Source organism: Ralstonia flatus (assembly GCF_958439105.1).
GTDB lineage: Bacteria > Pseudomonadota > Gammaproteobacteria > Burkholderiales > Burkholderiaceae > Ralstonia > Ralstonia flatus.
This window is the reverse complement of record NZ_CAUDLI010000003.1, coordinates 461890-480553: the sequence shown is the minus strand read 5'-3', so window position 1 is coordinate 480553 and position 18664 is coordinate 461890. Positions and strand designations below refer to the sequence as shown.

The window sequence follows — 18664 nt, the reverse complement described above, 5'->3', positions numbered from 1 at the left end:
GCGGCTGTTTGCGGTATACGAGCGGTGCGTGCGCTAGTCGGCGCATGTTTTTCCTATCCAAACCAGGACAATCAGAACGATGCGTTGGATATTCGGAATCGTGGGTCTGTTGTTCGGAGGCCTGTCGGGGGGCGTCGTCGGGGCGTTCTTTGGGGCGTTGATCGGTCTGGGACTGGCATCGCTGATCTTGTACATGGACAAGCGGGCCAGCGCGCAGTGGGCCAATCCGCCCGAAGGCGCCGGCGCAACGGGCGCGGCGCCGAGCCATGCGGCCGCCCAGACAGCCCTGTCGCCGCCGCCCGCGACGCTGCAGGAGCGTGTGGCCCGGCTCGAGCACGAGGTTTCGCTCCTGCGCCGGCAACTGGCCGAAATCAAAGGTGGAACCTTCATCGCGCCTGCCGATGTGGAGCAGGCAGCCGCAGAGGTGCCACCGGCGGTGGCCGAGGCATTGCCGCCCGTGGAGGCGCCTGCGGTGTCCGTGCCCGTGTCCGTGCCTGCGCCGCAGGTTGCGGTTCCGCAGCCGATGCCTCAACCTGCTGCGCAACCCGCGCCCGTCTTGGCACCGCACGAGCCCGATTGGGTGGAGCGCGCCGTCGGCGCCGCGCGCGACTGGCTGCTGGGCGGCAACAGCGTGGTGCGGGTGGGGATCCTGATCCTGTTCTTCGGCGTGGCGTTCCTGCTCAAGTACGCGGCGGACAACAGCCTGCTGCCGGTTGAATTCCGGCTGGCCGGTGTGGCGGTCGGGGCGATCGCGTTGCTGGGCATCGGCTGGCGCCTGCGCGAGAAGCGCCCGGGCTATGCGCTGGTGCTGCAGGGGGGCGGGGTCGGCGTGTTGTATCTGACCGTGTTTGCAGCGACGCGCGTGGTGCCGCTGCTCAGCCCGGGGATGGCGTTTCCGCTGCTGGTGCTGATCTGCGCGCTGGCCGCCGGGCTGGCGGTCAAGCAGAACGCGCCGGCGCTGGCTTTTACGGGCAGTGCAGGCGGCTTCCTGGCGCCGATTCTCATCTCGACGGGCCAAGGCAGCCACGTGGCGCTGTTCAGCTATTACGCGCTGCTGAACGCGGGCATTTTCGCCATTGCGTGGTTCCGGGCGTGGCGAGCGCTGAATCTGCTCGGCTTCGTCTTTACGTTCGGCATTGCCACGGCGTGGGGCGTGCTGCGCTATCAGCCGTCGTTGCTGGCGAGCACCGAGCCGTTCCTGATCCTCTTCTTCCTGATGTATGTGGGCATTGCGCTGCTGACCGCGCTGCGCCGCCATGTCAGCCTCAAACACTACGTTGACGGCACGCTGGTGTTCGGCACGCCGCTAGTGGCGATGGGGTTGCAGGCGGGGCTGGTGCACCACATTCCGTTTGCGATGGCGTGGAGCGCCACCGCCCTGGCCGCGTTCTATCTGGCGATTACGGGCTGGCTGGCGCCCAAACGCGCGAATCTCGGCCTGCTGTACGAAGCGATGTTTGCGTTGGGCGTGATCTTCATCACGCTGGCAATCCCGCTGGCTTTCGATGGACGCACGACCAGTGCGGTGTGGGCCCTGGAAGGTGCCGCCGCGGTGTGGCTGGGCGTGCGCCAGCAGCGGCGGCTGGCGCTGGCAGCAGGCCTGCTTCTGCAACTCGCGGCCGGCGCCGCCTTCGCCGTGGATGCCGTGTTCGACTGGGCGCCGCAGCACAGCTGGGCCGTGCTCAACAGCCGTTATATCGGCGGGGTGTTGATTGCGCTGGCGGGCGTCTTCAGCGGCTGGCGCCTGCACGGCAAGGCGGAGGCGCGTGCGTGGCTGAAGGCGGCGCCGGTGCTCGGCATTGCTGCGTCGGCGTGGGGCTTGCTGTGGTGGCTCGGCAGCGGCAGCAACGAGATCGACCGCTGGGCCTGGCGCATCGCCACCAAGACCGTCGACCGGCCGGACATTCCGCTGTACGCCGCCTTTGCCGTGCTGACGGCGTGGGCTGCACACGGCCTGCGCCGCAAGCTCGATTGGGCACTGGCCGAGTGGCCCGCGCTGGCGTTGTCGCCGGTGCTCGCGTTGATTTCGCTGGCTGCGATCGAACACTGGGCGCCGTCGCCGCTGGCCGGCTGGGGCGGACTGGTGTGGATTGCCGCCGTGGTGCTCGCCTTCGCGCTGCTGCGCCGCCAGGAGCGCGACGTGAAAGACAACCTCCTCGCGCCGCTGCATACCGTGCTGTTCTGGTTGATCTGCGGCGTACTCGCCACGGAAGGCTACTGGCGCCTCGACGCCTACGTGCCCGAGGGCACGTGGAGCTTCGCCGCCTGGGCCTATGCCTACGGCGCGTTGCTCGCCCTGCTGGCAGGCGCAGGCTGGCGCATCCGCTGGCCGATCGCCCGTTTCGAGCGCGCCTATCTGCTGTGGGGCGCCGCACCGCTGGCTGCCCTGCTGTGGCTGTGGAGCTTGGCGAGCGCCGCCAGCGACGGCAATGCCGCGCCGCTGTTCTACCTGCCGATTCTCAACCCGCTGGACGTGGCGCAACTGCTGGTGTTCCTTGCCATCGCGCTGTGGATGCGCCGCGTAGCGCTGCAGAAGCTTGTGCCCGAGCCGATGGTGATCGGCTACGCCATCGGCGCGACGCTCTTTATCTGGGCCAACGCTGTGCTGCTGCGCACGCTGCACCATTGGGCACATGTGCCGTACACGCTGGACGATCTGGGCGCCTCGATGCTGGTGCAGGCGTCGCTGTCGATGTTCTGGACGGTGCTGGCGTTGGCCGTGATGGTGTTTGCCACGCGGCGCGCCAGCCGCGCGCTGTGGTTCACCGGCGGGGCGCTGCTGGGCGTGACGGTGGTCAAGCTGTTCCTGTTCGATCTGTCGCGCGTGACAGGTGTCGAGCGCATCGTGTCGTTTATCGGGATTGGCGTGCTGCTGTTGTTGATCGGCTATCTGTCGCCGTTGCCGCCAAAGCCCAAAACGAGCGCCCAAGCTGAAACCGGGGAGGTTCTGTGAAGAAGGTTGCTTTTGCGATGGCCGTGGCGTCGCTGTTGTCTGCGCCGGCCTGGGCCGAGCGCTTTGCGTTGACCGGCACGCCCGGCGCCCCGTACTACGCCGTCACGCTGAGCGAAGACGTCTATGCCCATGCGCGCGAGGCCAACCTGGCGGACCTGCGCATCCTCAATGGCGACGGCGAGCCCGTGCCGTTCACCGTCGACATCCCGCGTGATCCGGCGCCGCAGGCACGCACGCTGCACGATGTGCATTGGTTTGCCACCCCCGTCGATGATGCGCAGACGCCCGGCGCCGCCGGTGTCGTGCTCGGCACCGACGGCGTGCTGCGTGCGACGGGCGTGCAGCCATCACAGGCGTCTGTGCGCGCATGGGTCGTCGACCTCAGCCAGCTTCGGGACACGGTGACCGCGCTGGTCGTGGCGCTGCCCGCTGCGGAATTCCAGAGCGGTGTGAGCGTGCAGGCGAGCGATGACTTGCAGCACTGGAGTCCGGTCGCCCAGGCCACGCTGTTCCGCCTCTCCAACCAGGGCAGCACGCTGGTGCAGGATCGCATCGAGTTCACTGGCCTGCGGGCGAAATACCTGCGCCTGACGTGGCAGGGCAAACCGCCTGCGCCGGATGCCGTCCGCGCGGAGGTGGCTGCCGGCGCGCCGGTCGCGTTGGCGGACAGCGCCATTCAGTGGCGCTCGGGTCTGGCGCCGGTGCAGACGCCCGCTGCCGGCGATTACCAGTTCGATACCGGCGGCGTGTTCCCGGTCGAACGCGTGAAGATCCATCTGCCGCAGGCCAACACCGTCGCGCAGGCCACGCTGTACGCGCGTGCCGATGCCCAGGCGCCCTGGCGGCCCGTGACGTCTGCGCGCCTGTTCCGGCTGGCTGGAGCGGACGGGAAGGGCGAGCAGGAGAACGCAGCCATCACCGTGCCTGCCACGGGCGAGCGCTACTGGCGCCTGCAGGTCGACACACGCAGCGGTGGCCTGGGTGCCGGCGCGCCGCAATTGGCAATCGGCTGGCGTCCGGCCACGGTCACGTATGCGGCACGCGGCAATGTGCCGTTCACGCTGGCGGTGGCGGAAGTGGCGCGCGGCAACCCGTTCGCACGCGCGGACTTGCTGGCAGGTGCGTCGCCCGCGATTGCGCAGGCACAGCTTGGCGCGATGAGCGATTCCCCCGCCGATGCACTCAAGGCCGAGCCGCCGGGCGGCCGCCAGCGTCAGTGGGTGCTGTGGGGCGCGCTGCTGGCCGCGGTGGCGGTGCTGGGCGGCATGGCGTGGCGGTTGTTCCGCGCGCCGGCCGTGCCGCCGGATGCGTCCACGTAATCCCCATCGCTCAAAGAAAACGGCGCCACCTGGGCGCCGTTTTTTTTGGGGGGCAGAGCGGCCGCTCAGTGCACGAAGGCCGGTTGGACAAACAGGGCAACGCACAGGGCAAAGCCTGCAAACCACATCAGCGAACGCAGCGGCGCCCAGTTGGCGAGATAGCACACCGTGTACAGCACGCGCACCACGATAAATGCGATGGCGAGCAGGTTGATGCGGTCGATCACGCCGCCGCCCAGGATGGCCACCAGCACGGCCACCGCAAAGAACGGGAACGCTTCAAAGTGGTTCTGCTGTGCGGCTCCGGCACGGCCCGCGACGCCGGTTTGCTCCGCGAGCCACGCACGCGGATTGCGATTGTCGTACCGCGGGCCTTTGGCCTTGGCGATGCCGACGCACACGATCGGCAACACTGCAGCCACCAGAACGCACCAGAGGGCGATCGGCATGGTCAGTCTCCTGGATTGGGATGGGTGTGAAGGTGCCGCACCGTAGCACAAGGTGCGTTTTCAAACACCTGAGGCGTGAGTCGATGGGTTAGTCGATTCCCTGCACGGCAATGCGCACATCACCGAGCATGACCACCTGGCCCGCGCGAATCTTGGCGGTCTTGCGCAGTTCCGGCTGGCCGTCGACCGTGACCGCTCCGTCGGCGACAACGGCCTTGCCGGCGCCGCCGCTGTCGACCACACCCGTGAGCTTGAGCAGCTTGTGCAGCTCGATGTATTCGGTGGTCAGGGCGAAATCGATATTGGGCATGAATGGATTGCGGGTGATTGCGAGGGTTGTTACGAGTTTATTGAGGCGTGGCTTCCACGCTGATGTCGATGTCGACGCGGTCGCCCACATTGGGCAGGAAGCGCGTCATGCCGAAGGCGCTGCGGGCAATGGCGAGGTGGAAATCACCGCCGCAAACGTGGCGCGCGCTGCCGGGCATCTTTTCGTCGCCGCAACTGAAGCGGCGCACCTCTAGCCGCACAGGCTGCGTCACACCGTGCAGCGTCAGATTGGCCTCAATGGCGATGAGCTTGCCGCCCTCCACGACGAAGCGGTCGCTGCGCAGGCGGATGACCGGAAACTTCACAGCGTCGAGAAACTGCTCCGATTTCAGCACGCCGTCCAGCACGCGCAGGCGCGTGTTGATGGAGTCGGCGTCGACGGTGAAATCGAAGCCGCCCTGGTGGGTGGCTTCATCGAAGTTGACGGCGCCGTCGATCTTGTCGAAACGGCCGCGCATCGTACTGCGATCGAAATGCGATGCGCCAAAGTAGACCGACGTGTGCGCCAGGTCCGGCGCGAATGAGGCGGCGAGGGCGGGAGCGCAAAGCAGCCCCGCCAGCAATACGATCCATGCACGCATGATGCCTCCGTTGTCAGAGGCCCATGGCGTGCATGGGCCCGTGCTTACTTGCCCCAACTGTCCTTCAGGCCGACCACGCGGTTGAACACGGGCTTGCCCGGTTGCGAGTCGATGCGGTCTGCCACGAAGTAGCCATGGCGCTCGAACTGGAAGCGGTCTTCCGCCTTGGCCGTTGCGAGCGTCGGCTCCAGGTAGGCCGTGACGATCTTCTTGGAATCCGGGTTGAGTGCATCCAGGAAGTTCTTGTCGCCGGAATCCGGTTGCGGGTCGCTGAACAGGCGGTCGTACAGGCGCACCTCGGCTTCCAGCGCATGTGCGGCACTCACCCAGTGGATGTTGCCCTTCACCTTGACGCTGTCAGCACCCGGCGTGCCACTCTTCGTGTCCGGAATGATGTTGGCGTGCACGGCGGTGATGTTGCCGGCGGCATCCTTGTCGCAGCCGGTGCATTCGATCACATAGCCGTAGCGCAGGCGCACCTTGTTGCCCGGGAAGAGGCGGAAGTAGCCCTTGGGCGGCGTCTCGGTAAAGTCTTCGCGCTCGATCCACAGCTCGCGCGTGAGGGGGAATTCGCGGCGGCCGAGTTCAGGCTGCTTGGGGTGCACGGGCGCCGAGCACGGCTCGTTGAAATCGGCCGGCACGTTGTCGAGGATGAGCTTGACCGGGTCCAGCACGGCCACCGAGCGCGGCGCACGCGCATCGAGGTCGTCGCGCACGGCGCCTTCCAGGATGCTCATGTCGATCCAGCTGTCGGCCTTCGACACGCCCACGCGTTCGCAGAAGAGCTGGATCGATTCCGGCGTGTAGCCGCGGCGGCGGATGCCAACGAGCGTCGGCATGCGCGGGTCGTCCCAGCCGTCGACGCGCTTTTCCGTCACCAGTTGCAGCAGCTTGCGCTTGCTGGTGATGGCGTAGGTCAGGTGCAGACGTGCGAATTCGTATTGATGCGGCAGGGGTGCAGACAGCACGCCGGCGTCGCGCAGGTGGTCGAGCACCCAGTCGTACAGCGGGCGGTTGTTCTCGAACTCCAGCGTGCAGAGCGAATGCGTGATGTTCTCCAACGCATCGGAAATGCAATGCGTGAAGTCGTACATCGGGTAGATGCACCATGCGTCGCCGGTGCGATGGTGATGCGCATGGCGGATGCGGTACAGCACCGGGTCGCGCATCACGATGTTCGGCGCGGCCATGTCGATCTTGGCGCGCAGCACGTGCTCGCCGTCCTTGTACTTGCCGGCGCGCATGTCGCGGAACAGCGCGAGGTTCTCGTCGACCGAGCGGTCACGGAACGGCGACGGCGTGCCCGGCTTGGTGAAATCGCCACGGTTGGCGGCGATCTGCTCCGCGCTCTGGCTGTCGACGTAGGCCACGCCGCGCTGGATCAGCACCTCGGCAAAGCCGTAGAGCTGCTCGAAGTAGTCGCTGGCGTAATACAGGTGTTCGCCACCGGCGTCGCTCCACGAATAGCCGAGCCAGTGCACGGCGTCGATGATGGAATCGACGTATTCGGTGTCTTCCTTGACGGGGTTCGTGTCGTCAAAGCGCAGGTGGCAGCGGCCGTTGTAATCGCGGGCCATGCCGAAGTTCACCCAGATGCTCTTGGCGTGGCCGATGTGCAGGTAGCCGTTGGGCTCCGGCGGGAAGCGGGTGACCACCGGCGGGATCGGCTGGCCGGTGGCGTCCTTGCGATTGGCGTAGGTGCCTTGTGCGAGATCGCCGTCAATGATCTGGCGCAGGAAATTGGACGTGGGGGCGGCAGCGGTCGACCCGTTGGCGTTGGCGTTGTCTTGGCTCATGGGAGTGCGTGATTCGGCAATCCCGCGATTTTACCGTGCCCGGCGGTTTACGCCCCCGGACGCTATTTGCGCTGGGCCAGGCCGTCGAGGGCCTGTGCGCGCAACAGCTCATTCGAGGCAGTGAAGGTCTGTTGACGCAGTTGCGCGATTTGCGCGGCCCGATCGGCGTCCGACAGGCCGGCAAAGGCGTTGATGCGATCGCGTTCACGGGCGTAGGCGTCGTAGCGGTTGCGCCAGTCGGCTTCTTCGCGGTTGCCCTGGATCAGGCGGTCAGCCACGAGGCTGTCCACGCCGCGGGCGGACAGGCGCTGGCGCATCTCGGCTTCGCTCATGCCCTGCTTGGTCCATGCTTCCATGTCGCTGGCGAGCTTGAGCGGGGCGGAGGCGTCCCGGCGCGCCTGCTGTACCGATGGCGGGAGATTGGAGTCGATGGCGGCGATCCTGGCCGCGCGCTGTTCCGGCGTGAGCGACGGGTCGGCCATCACAGCGAGGCGGTCGAGCGCGGCGGCGTCCATGGCGTCGTCATCGCCATACCAGGCGTGGGCGACGTCTGCGCCAAGGTATTGGCGGCGCAGCGCGGAGCGGTCGCTCAACTGCTGGCGCAGCGTGGCGATCAACTCCGGGCGCTGCTGGACCTGTTCGAGGCTCGGCTTGTTGCGGCTGGTGGCGCCGCTTGGAGCCGCCGCCTTGCGATAGGCCAGGTAGTGCTGCAGCAGCGATTGCGCCTCCGCCAGCGCCGGCGTGACCAGCTTGGCGCGCAGATGCGCCTCGGCCATCGACACACGCTGCGCCTCGGGCAGCGAGGCAGGCACGTCGAGGAAGTAGTCGAACACCGCGCGATCGGCGGCTTCGACGATGAGGTGGCCGTGCGCATCCACATGCAGGCCGTCCGGCGCCTGTGTATCGGCCAGCTCCGGTGCAGGCGCGGCCTGTGCCGAAGGTTCGGCGCCGACACTGCCGATGAAGGCGCCCTTGGCCGCCTGCGGCTGCGCCATGGGCGCGTCAGGCGCGTCCGACGCATGCCACCAGTAGACCCCGCCCGCCATCGACACCGCCACCAGCACGGCGGCAACAAACGTCATGGGCTGTATCGATGGCGATTGGAGCTTCATGGTGGGGAATGCCTTGGGTGGTCGAATGGTCGGATGGTCAGAGACCGGCCGTCTTCAGTCGATTCGCTTGCGTGCGGATCACCGCAACCGGGTCGGCCGCGCCCCAGCCGATCAGGCCGAGCAGCTGGTTGACCTCATCCAGGTGATTCCAGGCGTAATCCGTCGACAAGACCTGCCCAAACTTTGCGCTGCACACGGAGACGAGCCCGTCGTTGGTTCCCGAGCCACGCGCCTGCATGACGCCGCCGCTGAAAACCAGTACCGGATCGAACAGGTCGAGCACGTTGGTTGCGGTGGAGCGGCCCGTCCACGAATACAGCTTCTGCACGTTGCCGTTGCGCACGTCGGTGGCGCTGCCGGTGTTGCATCCGCTGGCGAGGCCCGCGCTGGGGAACGCCCTGTTGAAATCGGCCGCGCCCGATGTCGACAGGATATGCAGTGCCGCAAAGCCATTCTGCGGATTGCTGTTGCCGTTGAACCAGCCGAGCACCGAGCCGAATACATCGGCACCGAGGTTCACGAGTGCCTTGAACGGCGCCGGTGTCGACTCCACGAAGTCCGCAAACTCCGAACCCTTGTGGGGCGTGCCGATGGTGGTGACCGAAGCCACGAGATTTGGCACGACGGCCGCGGCGTAGCGCGAGGTCAGCCCGCCCTGGCTGTGCCCGATCAGGTTGACCTTGGCTGCGCCCGTGGTGGCAAGCACGCTGCGGATCTGGCTGACGAGCTGTTCGCCGCGCACGGTTTCATCGTTGAAGGCGGAGACATCCGCCACGTAGACATTGGCGCCATTGGCGCGCAGGTCTTCGGGAATCTGATACCAGTAGTCGACCACGCCGAGGAACTTGCTGGTGCCGGACAGGCCATGCACCAGCACGATCGGGTACTTGGTCGCGGCATAGGTGCCGGCGGCCTGCGCCGGTGCGGCGGTCCCCAGGGTGAGGGCGGATGTGGCCAAAACGGCGGCTGCAGCGTGCGTGCGCAGGAAGCCGCGCACTGATCCATACACAGCATGGAGCAGGGAAGTCTGTGACATTCGGTTGTCTCCTGGACATTGGATAGGTGGTCGACCTCTATGGGCCGATCGCCCTCCGTTATCCGAAGCGCCGTGTCCGACGTCAACTGAAGTGGAGGTTTGGCTCTAATGCTGCGCTGCCGCGTGCGCAAACAAAAACCGGAGGGCGAGCCTCCGGTTGAGTAGGGTGCGATGCAGCAACGTCGCCGTTCTTATTCCTATTCCTCTTGAAACGCTTCCTCGCGTTTTCTGTTGATGGCGGGCAGTGCCACCAGCAACACGAGGATGCCTGCCGCGATCAGCAGCCCCAGCGACAGCGGCCGCGTCACAAACGTAGAGAAATCGCCGCGCGAGAGCAGCAGCGCGCGGCGGAAGTTCTCTTCCATCATCGGCCCGAGCACGAAGCCGAGCAGCATCGGCGCCGGTTCGCAGCGAAGCTTGACGAACATGTAGCCGATCAAGCCGAAGAGCGCCGTCTGGAAGATATCGAACGTCGTGTTCGACACCGAATACACGCCGATGCAGCAGAACACCAGAATGGCCGGATACAGGAAGCGATACGGCACTTTCAGCAGGCGCACCCACACGCCGATCATCGGCAGGTTCAGCACGATCAGCATCAGGTTGCCGATCCACATCGAGGCGATGAGGCCCCAGAACAGCGCGGGGTTGCTGGTCATCACCTGCGGCCCGGGCTGGATATTGTGGATGGTCATGGCGCCGACCATCAGCGCCATCACGGCGTTGGGCGGAATGCCGAGCGTGAGCAGCGGAATGAACGACGTCTGCGCCGCGGCGTTGTTGGCCGATTCGGGGCCGGCCACGCCCTCGATGGCGCCCTTGCCGAATTCGCTCGAATACTTCGAGGTCTTCTTCTCCAGCGAGTACGACGCGAACGACGCGAGCGTCGCGCCGCCGCCCGGCAGGATGCCCAGCACCGAGCCGAGCGCCGTGCCGCGCAGCACCGCCGGGATCATTCGCTTGAAGTCTTCGCGGCTGGGCCACAGGTTGCGGACGTGCTCGACGAAGGTTTCGCGGTGTTCCTTCTGTTCGAGGTTGGCGATGATTTCGGCAAAGCCGAACACGCCCATCGCCACCGACACGAAGTTCAGCCCGTCGGCCAGCTCCGGCACGTCAAACGAATACCGCGCGGTGCCCGAGTTCACATCGGTGCCGACGAGGCCGAGCAGCAGGCCCAGCACGATCATCGCAATCGCCTTGACGAGCGAGCCAGACGCCAGCACGACCGCGCCGATCAGGCCCAGCACCATCAACGAGAAATATTCCGCCGGCCCGAAGTTGAACGCGAATTCCGACAACGGCGTGGCAAATGCGGCCAGCACCAGCGTGGCCACGCAGCCCGCGAAGAACGAGCCGAGGCCGGCGGTGGCCAGCGCCACGCCCGCGCGTCCGCGCCGTGCCATCTGGTAGCCGTCGATGGTGGTCACCACCGAGGAGGATTCGCCCGGCAGATTAACGAGGATGGCCGTGGTAGAGCCGCCGTACTGCGCGCCGTAGTAAATGCCGGCCAGCATGATGAGCGCGGCCACCGGCGGCAGCGCGTACGTGGCCGGCAGCAGCATCGCAATCGTGGCGATGGGGCCCAGGCCCGGCAACACGCCGATCAACGTACCGAGCACGCAGCCGATGAACGCGTAGATCAGGTTCTGGATGGAAAGCGCGGTGGAGAAGCCCAGCGCGAGATTGGCAAAGAGGTCCATGGTGTCGTGTGCCTCTCGCTCAATTGCCGATGAAGGCAGGCCACACCGGGAACTGCAACTTGAGCCCGTAGACGAACGCCGCGAGGCTCATGACGACCATCACGATGGCGGTGCCGGCCGCGCCCTTGAGCGTGAACTCGTGGCTGGCCATGCTCGAGACGAAGACGAGCACCACCAGCGACAGCACCAGGCCAAGCGGTTGCAGCAGCAGTCCGAACAGAACAACCGAGCCGAGAATCCACAGTAGCGTCTTGACGTCCCAACGCGGAATGCGGTCGACCACGCCCTTGCGAGACAGCGATTGCACGAGTACCACCACGCCCAGCAGCACGAGCAGCACGCCCAGCCAGAACGGGAAATAGCCCGGGCCCATGCTGCCGGCCGTGCCCATGCGGTAGCTGCGCGCCAGAATGGCAAACGCCGCGCCGGCGACGATGAACATGATGCCGGATGCAAAGTCCTGGTGACTGCGGATCACCGGACGACCTTGTGGATCGTTCTGCAAGACTGGTCTCCTCGGGGTGGCGTACCGCGCCGGGTATGGCGGGCCGCCTCGTACCTGATAAGGCGACCAAGTTTGCACGCTAAGCAGACCGGCTTTCAAGCACCTTGCGGAGGGGATGTCGGGCCGCGTCGTGAGCCGGCGCGGCGCCCAGGCAAACGATTCAGGGTTTGTCCCTAGCGTTGCACTACATGCCGATCCCGCGCGCCATCAGCACGGCGGCCAGCGGAATGAAGATGATCAGGTGCGACTCGATCATGACCCAGCGGCGCGTCTTGGCGATCTCCGACGGTGTGGGCACGAAGTCGGGCAACGTCTTGCCTTGCTTGTTCCAGCGCAGGATGTTGATGGTCGGCACGATCGACAGCAGCCCCACGAGAATGAACAGGCCCACCTTGATGTGAAAGACCGGGTTGTGTACGTAAAACGCGTAGCCCTTGGCTCCGTACAGCACACGCAGCGCGCCGGTGATCAGCACCGCGACGGCCGCCACCCCGTACACAGCGTCATAACGTCCCAGGCGTTTGCGGATTTCGGGCGTCATGCCCGGGCGCAGCACCACGGCCTCGGCGGTGAGAAAGACGATCAGCGTGAAGATCGAGATGTAATGCAGGTAAGCCAGCAACGCATCAAGCCACATGTTGACCTCGTCAGGGTGGGGAAAGGGTTGGCGCGAAACGCCCGGGCTCAGATCACGCCGCGCTCGCGCAGCGTTTCGATCTGCTCCGCGTTCAAGTTCAGCACGTCGCGCAGCACGGCCTCGGTGTGTTCGCCCAGCAGCGGCGGATGGCTTGTAGCCTTGGGCGGCGTGGCGCTCATCTTGACTGGGCTGCCGACCAGCTTGACAGCGCCGGCGCTCGGGTGAGGCAGGTCGACGCGCAGGCCGCGCGCCTGCACCTGTTCGTTGTCGAACACCTCGTCGAGCGAGTTGATCGGACCGCACGGCACGCCGGCGGCTTCGAGCTTGTCGATCCATTCGCCTTTGCTCAGGCGCTTGACCATCTCGGCCAGGATCGGCACCAGGACGTCGCGGTTGGCCACGCGCTGCGGGTTGGTGGCAAAGCGCGGGTCGTCGGCCAGCTCGGGCATGCCGCCCGCATCCACAAAGCGCCGGAACTGGCCGTCATTGCCGACCGCCACGATGATCCAGCCATTGGCGGCCTGGAACGTCTGATACGGCACGATATTCGGATGCGCATTGCCCCAGCGCTTGGGCGCCTGGCCGCTGGCGAGGTAGTTGGTATTCATGTTGGCCAGCATGGCGACCTGCACGTCGAGCAGCGCCATGTCGATGTACTGGCCCTCGCCGGTGCGGTCGCGGTGCGCAAGCGCTGCCAGCACGGCGACGGTGGCGTACATGCCGGTCATCAAATCGGAGATGGCCACGCCGGCCTTTTGGGGGCCGCCGCCGGGCAGGTCGTCGCGCTCGCCGGTCAGGCTCATGAAGCCGCCCATGCCCTGCACGATGAAGTCGTAGCCGGCGCGGGCGGCGTAAGGGCCGGTCTGGCCGAAGCCCGTGATGGAGCAGTAGACGAGGTCAGGCTTCACCGCCTTGAGCGATGCGTAGTCGAGCCCGTATTTCTTCAGCTGGCCGACCTTGTAGTTCTCGAGCACCACATCGGCGTGCGCGGCAAGCTTGCGCACGATGTCCTGGCCCTCGGGCGTGCTGATGTCGACGGTGATGGAGCGCTTGTTTCGGTTGGCGGCGAGGTAATAGGCGGCTTCGGCGGTGTTGTTGCCCGCCTCGTCCTTGAGCCACGGCGGGCCCCATGTGCGCGTGTCGTCGCCGGCGCCGGGGCGCTCCACTTTGATGACGTCGGCCCCAAAATCGGCAAGGTTCTGCGCGCACCAGGGGCCGGCAAGCACGCGGGTCAGGTCGAGAACACGAAGATGGCTCAGAGCGCCCATGGATTGACAAATCGACACGATTGGATCGGGTGCACTCTACACCACGCCCCGGCGGCGTCGCAGCCCCTTGCGACCAAGCGCGGAAAATGCGGCGCAGAATGGACGCGACCCGGGCGCGAACCCCGTATAATCAACGGTTTGCACTAATCCAAGGCGCTCAGGAGCGGGATGCTCCAAGGCGCAATGCTGACTCGGCACCCCGCGACATGAAAGCCTCCGATATCCGCCAAAAATTCCTGACGTTCTTCGAGACGAAGGGCCACACCGTGGTGCGCTCCTCGCCGCTGGTGCCGGGCAACGACCCGACGCTGCTGTTCACCAACTCCGGCATGGTGCAGTTCAAGGACGTCTTTCTCGGTACCGACAAGCGCCCGTACGTGCGCGCGGCGTCCGTGCAGCGCTGCCTGCGCGCCGGCGGCAAGCACAACGACCTGGAAAACGTCGGCTACACCGCGCGTCACCACACGTTCTTCGAAATGCTCGGCAACTGGTCGTTCGGCGACTACTTCAAGCGCGACGCACTCGTGTGGGCGTGGGAGCTGCTGACGCAGGAATACAAGCTGCCGGCCGAGAAGCTGTGGGCCACCGTCTACCAGACCGACGACGAGGCCTACGACATCTGGACCAAGGTCATCGGCCTGCCGCCCGAGCGCGTCGTGCGCATCGGCGACAACAAGGGCGCGCCGTATGCCTCCGACAACTTCTGGCAGATGGCCGAAACCGGCCCGTGCGGCCCGTGCTCGGAAATCTTCTACGACCACGGCCCGGACGTGTGGGGCGGCCCCCCGGGAAGCCCGGAAGCCGACGGTGACCGCTACATCGAAATCTGGAACAACGTGTTCATGCAGTTCGATCGCCAGCTCGATCCGGCGACCGGCGAATACACGCTGACCCCGCTGCCCGCGCCGTGCGTCGACACCGGCATGGGCATGGAGCGTCTGGCTGCGATCCTGCAGCACGTGCACAGCAACTACGAGATCGACCTGTTCCAGGCGCTCATCGCCGCCGCGGCGCGCGAGACCAACACCAAGGATCTGGCCAACAACTCGCTGCGCGTGATTGCCGACCACATCCGCGCATGCTCGTTCCTGATCGTCGACGGTGTGATCCCGGGCAATGAAGGCCGCGGCTATGTGCTGCGCCGGATCATCCGCCGCGCCATCCGCCACGGTTACAAGCTCGGCTGCCGCGCAGCGTTCTTCCACAAGCTGGTGGACGACCTCGTCGCGCAGATGGGCGAAGCGTATCCAGAACTGCGCGAGGCGCGCGACCGCGTGGTCGAAGTGCTCCGGACGGAAGAAGCCCGCTTCTTCGAGACCATCGAGCACGGCATGTCGATTCTGGACGCCGCGCTGGGCGAACTGAAGACCTCCGGCGCAAAGATGCTCGACGGCGAACTCGCCTTCAAGCTGCACGACACCTACGGCTTCCCGCTGGACCTGACGCAAGACGTCTGCCGCGAGAACGACGTGATCGTCGACGAAGCGGCCTTTGACGCCGCCATGAACCGCCAGCGCGAGCAGGCACGCGCGGCCGGCAAGTTCAAGATGGCCGCCGGCACGCTCGACTACACCGGCGACAAGACCACGTTCCACGGGTACGACCAGCTGGTGCGCGAAACCGCTCGCGTGACGGCGCTGTTTGTGGATGGCGCATCGGTGCAGGAAATGCATCCGGGCCAGACCGGCGTGGTGGTGCTGGACCACACCCCGTTCTATGCGGAATCGGGCGGCCAGGTTGGCGACCAGGGCACGCTCAAGGCCGCGACCGTCTGGTTTGACGTGGCCGACACGCTGAAGGTGCAGCCGGAAGTGTTCGGCCACCACGGCGAGCTGCGCACCGGCGTGCTGAAGGTGGGCGATGCCGTGTCGGCCGAAGTGGACGCTGTGCGCCGCGCGCGCACCATGCGCAACCACTCGGCAACGCACCTGATGCACAAGGCGCTGCGCGAAGTGCTGGGCAGCCACGTGCAGCAGAAGGGCTCGCTGGTCGATGCGGAAAAGACGCGCTTCGACTTCTCGCACAACGCACCGATGACGCCGCTGCAGATCCGCGAAGTGGAAGCGCGCGTCAACGCAGAAATTTTCGCCAACGCGGCCACGAGCGCGCAGCTCATGGGCTTTGACGACGCGGTCAAGAATGGCGCGATGGCGCTCTTCGGCGAGAAGTACGGCGACGAAGTGCGCGTGCTCTCGATCGGTTCGTCGAAGGAACTGTGTGGTGGCACGCACGTGGCGCGCACGGGCGATATCGGCCTGTTCAAGATCGTGAGCGAGTCGGGCGTGGCAGCGGGCATCCGCCGTGTGGAAGCCATCACCGGCGACAACGTGCTGCACTACCTGCAGACGCTCGATACGCGCATCAACGAAGCGGCCGCCGCGCTGCGTGCGCAGCCGTCGGAATTGACGCAGCGCATCGTGCAGGTGCAGGACCAGGTCAAGACGCTCGAGAAGGAACTGGAGCGCCTGAAGTCGAAGCTGGCCGCAAGCCAGGGCGACGAACTCGTGAGCCAGGCCGTGGACGTTGCCGGCATCAAGGTGCTGGCTGCCAAGCTGGACGGCGCCGATGCCAAGACGCTGCGCGAGACCATGGACAAGCTCAAGGACAAGCTGCAGACCGCAGCCATCGTGCTGGGCAGCGTGAGCGACGGCAAGGTCGCGCTGATTGCCGGCGTGACGGCTGACGCCACGGCCAAGGTCAAGGCGGGCGAGCTGGTCAACTTTGTTGCCCAGCAGGTCGGCGGCAAGGGTGGCGGCCGCCCGGACATGGCCCAGGCTGGCGGCACGGAGCCGGGCAACCTGCCGCAGGCGCTGGCCGGTGTGGCAGCGTGGGTGCAGCAAAAGGTCTGATGTAACGCCTTCGCACCGCATGCGCTGAACGGCGCGCGCTCCTGGCAACGGGGCGCGCGCCGTTTTGTTTTGGGGCGATCAGGGCGGCGGTGCGATTTCCCGCTGGAAGACGCGCAGGCGTTCATTTCGGTCGCCATGGCGGGCGCCCGACCAGAACAGGGTCCACTCCATTCCGGGCGTTCGCGCGTGCGCATGGCTGTCCTGGACGATCAGCCATCGGCAATGCTGTGCGGTGGATTGCCCGACGGGCTGGTGCAGGATGCCGGTGAAGTAGCGCAGCATGGGCGCCTCCGATTCGCCCAGATGCAGGCTCGCCATGCAGTCATCCATGCGCCAGGCGGGGGCCAGCTTGACGCCGAGGCTGTCGAACACGGAGCGATAGCTTTTGGCTTCGTCCAGCCACGGCAGGAGCAGGGTGCCGATCAAGCCCCAGCCGACCAAGGCGCCGGCCGCCCATGACATTGCCCCGCGCCATGCGCCGGCCGCTTTCAGGCGTGGCAGCAGCCAGAGCCATCCGACTGTGAGGGCCAGCGCCGCGGCCACGAGCGTCGGCTGGATCGGCAAGATCCAGTCGACCGGCAACCAGCGGTCGAGCCAGCGCAGGCCTGCATGCGATGTGCTTTCCGTCATGACGGCCCACAGCAGCCACGTGAGCAGTGCGATGGTGCCGAACAGCGCGCGGCCGAGGTAATCCCACGCAACGTGCACGCGCATCGGCAGCCGTGTGATCGCGCGCTGCCCCAGCGTTGCCAACGGCACGATGAACGGCAGCAGGTACAACGGACGGGCCGTCGCCGAGACTTGGAGCGCCAGCAGCCCCACCGCCGCGAACACGAGCGGCAGCGCCACGTGCGGTGTGCGCCAGTCTCGCCATGCGCCGCAGGCCAGCGCGACGAGCGCCAGCGGGCCGGCCGGAAACCCGATGGTCAGCAGCGAATGCCAGACGTAGAACGGATCGTCATTCTCCGCGCCCAGCACCGGCACGGAGAAGCCCAGGAAGCGTCCGATGTTGTTGTCCCAGAACCAGACCTGAAAGAGGTCCGGCGCACGCAAATAGAAAAGCGTTGGCCAGATCGTGGCGAACGGAAGGAAGACGAGCGCCGCCGTGCCGAGTTGTCGTGCGAATACGCGACTACGGCAGGCCGGCAGCACTACGCCAGCGCCGGCGATCGTGATGCAGAACACCAGCGGAATGAATACGCCCTTGGCCAGCAGCGCCATCCCCATGCCAATGCCGAGCAGCCATGCCGAGCCGCGGGCACGCGTTGCCGGCTGCACGCATTCGAACAAGCCGCAGAACCCGATAGCGGTGCCTGCCAGCAATGCCACGTCGGTAATCATCTCGTGCGCATGTTTGACGACGATCAGCGAGCCTGCGCACAGCGCCACCGTGCCGAGCACGCGCGCATCCGTCCATGAAGCTGCGCCTGTGGCGGCCCGTGCGAGCCGCGCCGTGAACGCAAGCGCGAGTCCGGCAAACAGTGCGCTCGCGAGCCGCGCGGCGTCGTGCGCGGGCAGCACGTCTGCCAGCAGCCAGACCAGCGTGCTGGCCACCCACGCATAGAGCGGCGGCTTTTCGACAAAGGGTTGGCCTGCGCTGACCGGCACGATCGGGTCGCCGGTTGCCACCATGTGCTGGACGATGCCGAACGTGTAGGTCTCGTCCTGCTTCCACGGGTCGTGGCCGAGCGTGCCGGGCAACAGGTAGGCGCAGGCGACCAGCGCGACGAGGAGCCATTTGCGCAACGCGCGCCAGGGCCATGCGCGCACGGATGGCGCTGCCGGCGTGATCGCCCCGCCTGTGGCAAGCAGGGCAGGACGGGCGGTGAAGTCACGCGCGTGCGTGGTCGCGGCGGGCGCGTGTGCGCTCCGCCGTCCAGGGCGTGTGGGTTCCTGCATGGTGCGAGGGTTTCCGGTTAGCCGGATGCGGCGCGGAAGAAGATGGCCGATCGGCTTGGATGTCAGACAAAACGCCCCGACCCGGTCTGGCGGGGCGCTGTGGAGTACATCACGCGCAACTTACGGAGACCCTGAGCGGCGCGTCAGAAACCTGAGCAACGGGTTTCAGCGGGCGGGCCGAGCGGCTTTCAGGGCACGGGGCGCCCCGCGGTGGGGCTTGTCTGCATCGC

General features: G+C 66.4%; 14 protein-coding genes. 3 read left to right on the top strand and 11 right to left on the bottom strand.

What is annotated here, in order from left to right; genetic code table 11:
- The first annotated feature begins 79 nt into the window (after nt 1-79).
- Both R2676_RS09240 and R2676_RS09235 read left to right on the top strand, forming a co-directional pair.
- Nucleotides 80-2953, top strand: a complete 2874-nt coding sequence (locus R2676_RS09240) for a DUF2339 domain-containing protein (protein WP_206275628.1) — start codon at nt 80-82, stop codon at nt 2951-2953.
- Nucleotides 2950-4272, top strand: a complete 1323-nt coding sequence (locus tag R2676_RS09235; protein ID WP_206275627.1) for a DUF3999 domain-containing protein — start codon at nt 2950-2952, stop codon at nt 4270-4272. Before R2676_RS09240 ends, R2676_RS09235 begins: the two co-directional genes overlap by 4 nt.
- 65 nt (nt 4273-4337) lie before the next feature.
- Here R2676_RS09235 and R2676_RS09230 read toward each other — a convergent pair whose 3' ends face one another.
- From R2676_RS09230 to R2676_RS09185, 10 genes are all read right to left on the bottom strand, one after another.
- A complete protein-coding gene (locus R2676_RS09230) occupies nt 4338-4721 on the bottom strand; it encodes an MAPEG family protein (RefSeq protein ID WP_206275626.1) in 384 nt (127 codons plus the stop codon).
- 88 nt (nt 4722-4809) lie between these two features.
- A complete protein-coding gene (locus tag R2676_RS09225) occupies nt 4810-5031 on the bottom strand; it encodes an RNA-binding S4 domain-containing protein (protein WP_012435106.1) in 222 nt (73 codons plus the stop codon).
- A gap of 37 nt (nt 5032-5068) precedes the next feature.
- On the bottom strand, nt 5069-5632 hold the full coding sequence (locus R2676_RS09220; protein WP_206275625.1) for a YceI family protein: 564 nt from the start codon (nt 5630-5632) through the stop codon (nt 5069-5071).
- Between the two features lie 44 nt (nt 5633-5676).
- Nucleotides 5677-7428, bottom strand: a complete 1752-nt coding sequence (locus R2676_RS09215; protein ID WP_206275624.1) for a glutamine--tRNA ligase/YqeY domain fusion protein — start codon at nt 7426-7428, stop codon at nt 5677-5679.
- A gap of 62 nt (nt 7429-7490) precedes the next feature.
- Nucleotides 7491-8510, bottom strand: coding sequence for a lipase secretion chaperone (locus tag R2676_RS09210; protein ID WP_316857062.1), 1020 nt, complete (start codon nt 8508-8510; stop codon nt 7491-7493).
- A gap of 67 nt (nt 8511-8577) precedes the next feature.
- Nucleotides 8578-9576 carry a lipase family alpha/beta hydrolase gene (locus R2676_RS09205; protein ID WP_206275622.1) on the bottom strand — a complete coding sequence of 333 codons (999 nt, stop codon included), beginning with the start codon at nt 9574-9576 and terminating at the stop codon, nt 8578-8580.
- A gap of 197 nt (nt 9577-9773) precedes the next feature.
- Entirely contained in the window at nt 9774-11276 is a 1503-nt protein-coding gene (locus R2676_RS09200) for a tripartite tricarboxylate transporter permease (RefSeq protein ID WP_027677912.1), read from the bottom strand.
- 19 nt (nt 11277-11295) lie between these two features.
- Complete coding sequence (locus R2676_RS09195; protein ID WP_316857110.1) at nt 11296-11718, bottom strand: tripartite tricarboxylate transporter TctB family protein; 423 nt, start codon at nt 11716-11718, stop codon at nt 11296-11298.
- A 247-nt stretch (nt 11719-11965) separates the two neighbouring features.
- Nucleotides 11966-12418 carry a DUF2214 family protein gene (locus tag R2676_RS09190; protein WP_206275621.1) on the bottom strand — a complete coding sequence of 151 codons (453 nt, stop codon included), beginning with the start codon at nt 12416-12418 and terminating at the stop codon, nt 11966-11968.
- A 47-nt stretch (nt 12419-12465) separates the two neighbouring features.
- On the bottom strand, nt 12466-13686 hold the full coding sequence (locus R2676_RS09185) for a CaiB/BaiF CoA transferase family protein (protein ID WP_206275772.1): 1221 nt from the start codon (nt 13684-13686) through the stop codon (nt 12466-12468).
- A 206-nt stretch (nt 13687-13892) separates the two neighbouring features.
- Between R2676_RS09185 and alaS the strand changes: the two genes are divergently transcribed.
- The gene (gene alaS / locus R2676_RS09180; RefSeq protein WP_206275620.1) at nt 13893-16535 is read left to right on the top strand and encodes an alanine--tRNA ligase; all 2643 of its coding nucleotides are present in this window, start codon (nt 13893-13895) and stop codon (nt 16533-16535) included.
- A 78-nt stretch (nt 16536-16613) separates the two neighbouring features.
- On the opposite strand, the gene R2676_RS09175 is transcribed toward alaS, so the two are convergent.
- Nucleotides 16614-18434: an ArnT family glycosyltransferase gene (locus R2676_RS09175; protein WP_206275619.1), complete on the bottom strand. Its 1821-nt coding sequence runs from the start codon at nt 18432-18434 to the stop codon at nt 16614-16616.
- Nucleotides 18435-18664: the final 230 nt, after the last annotated feature.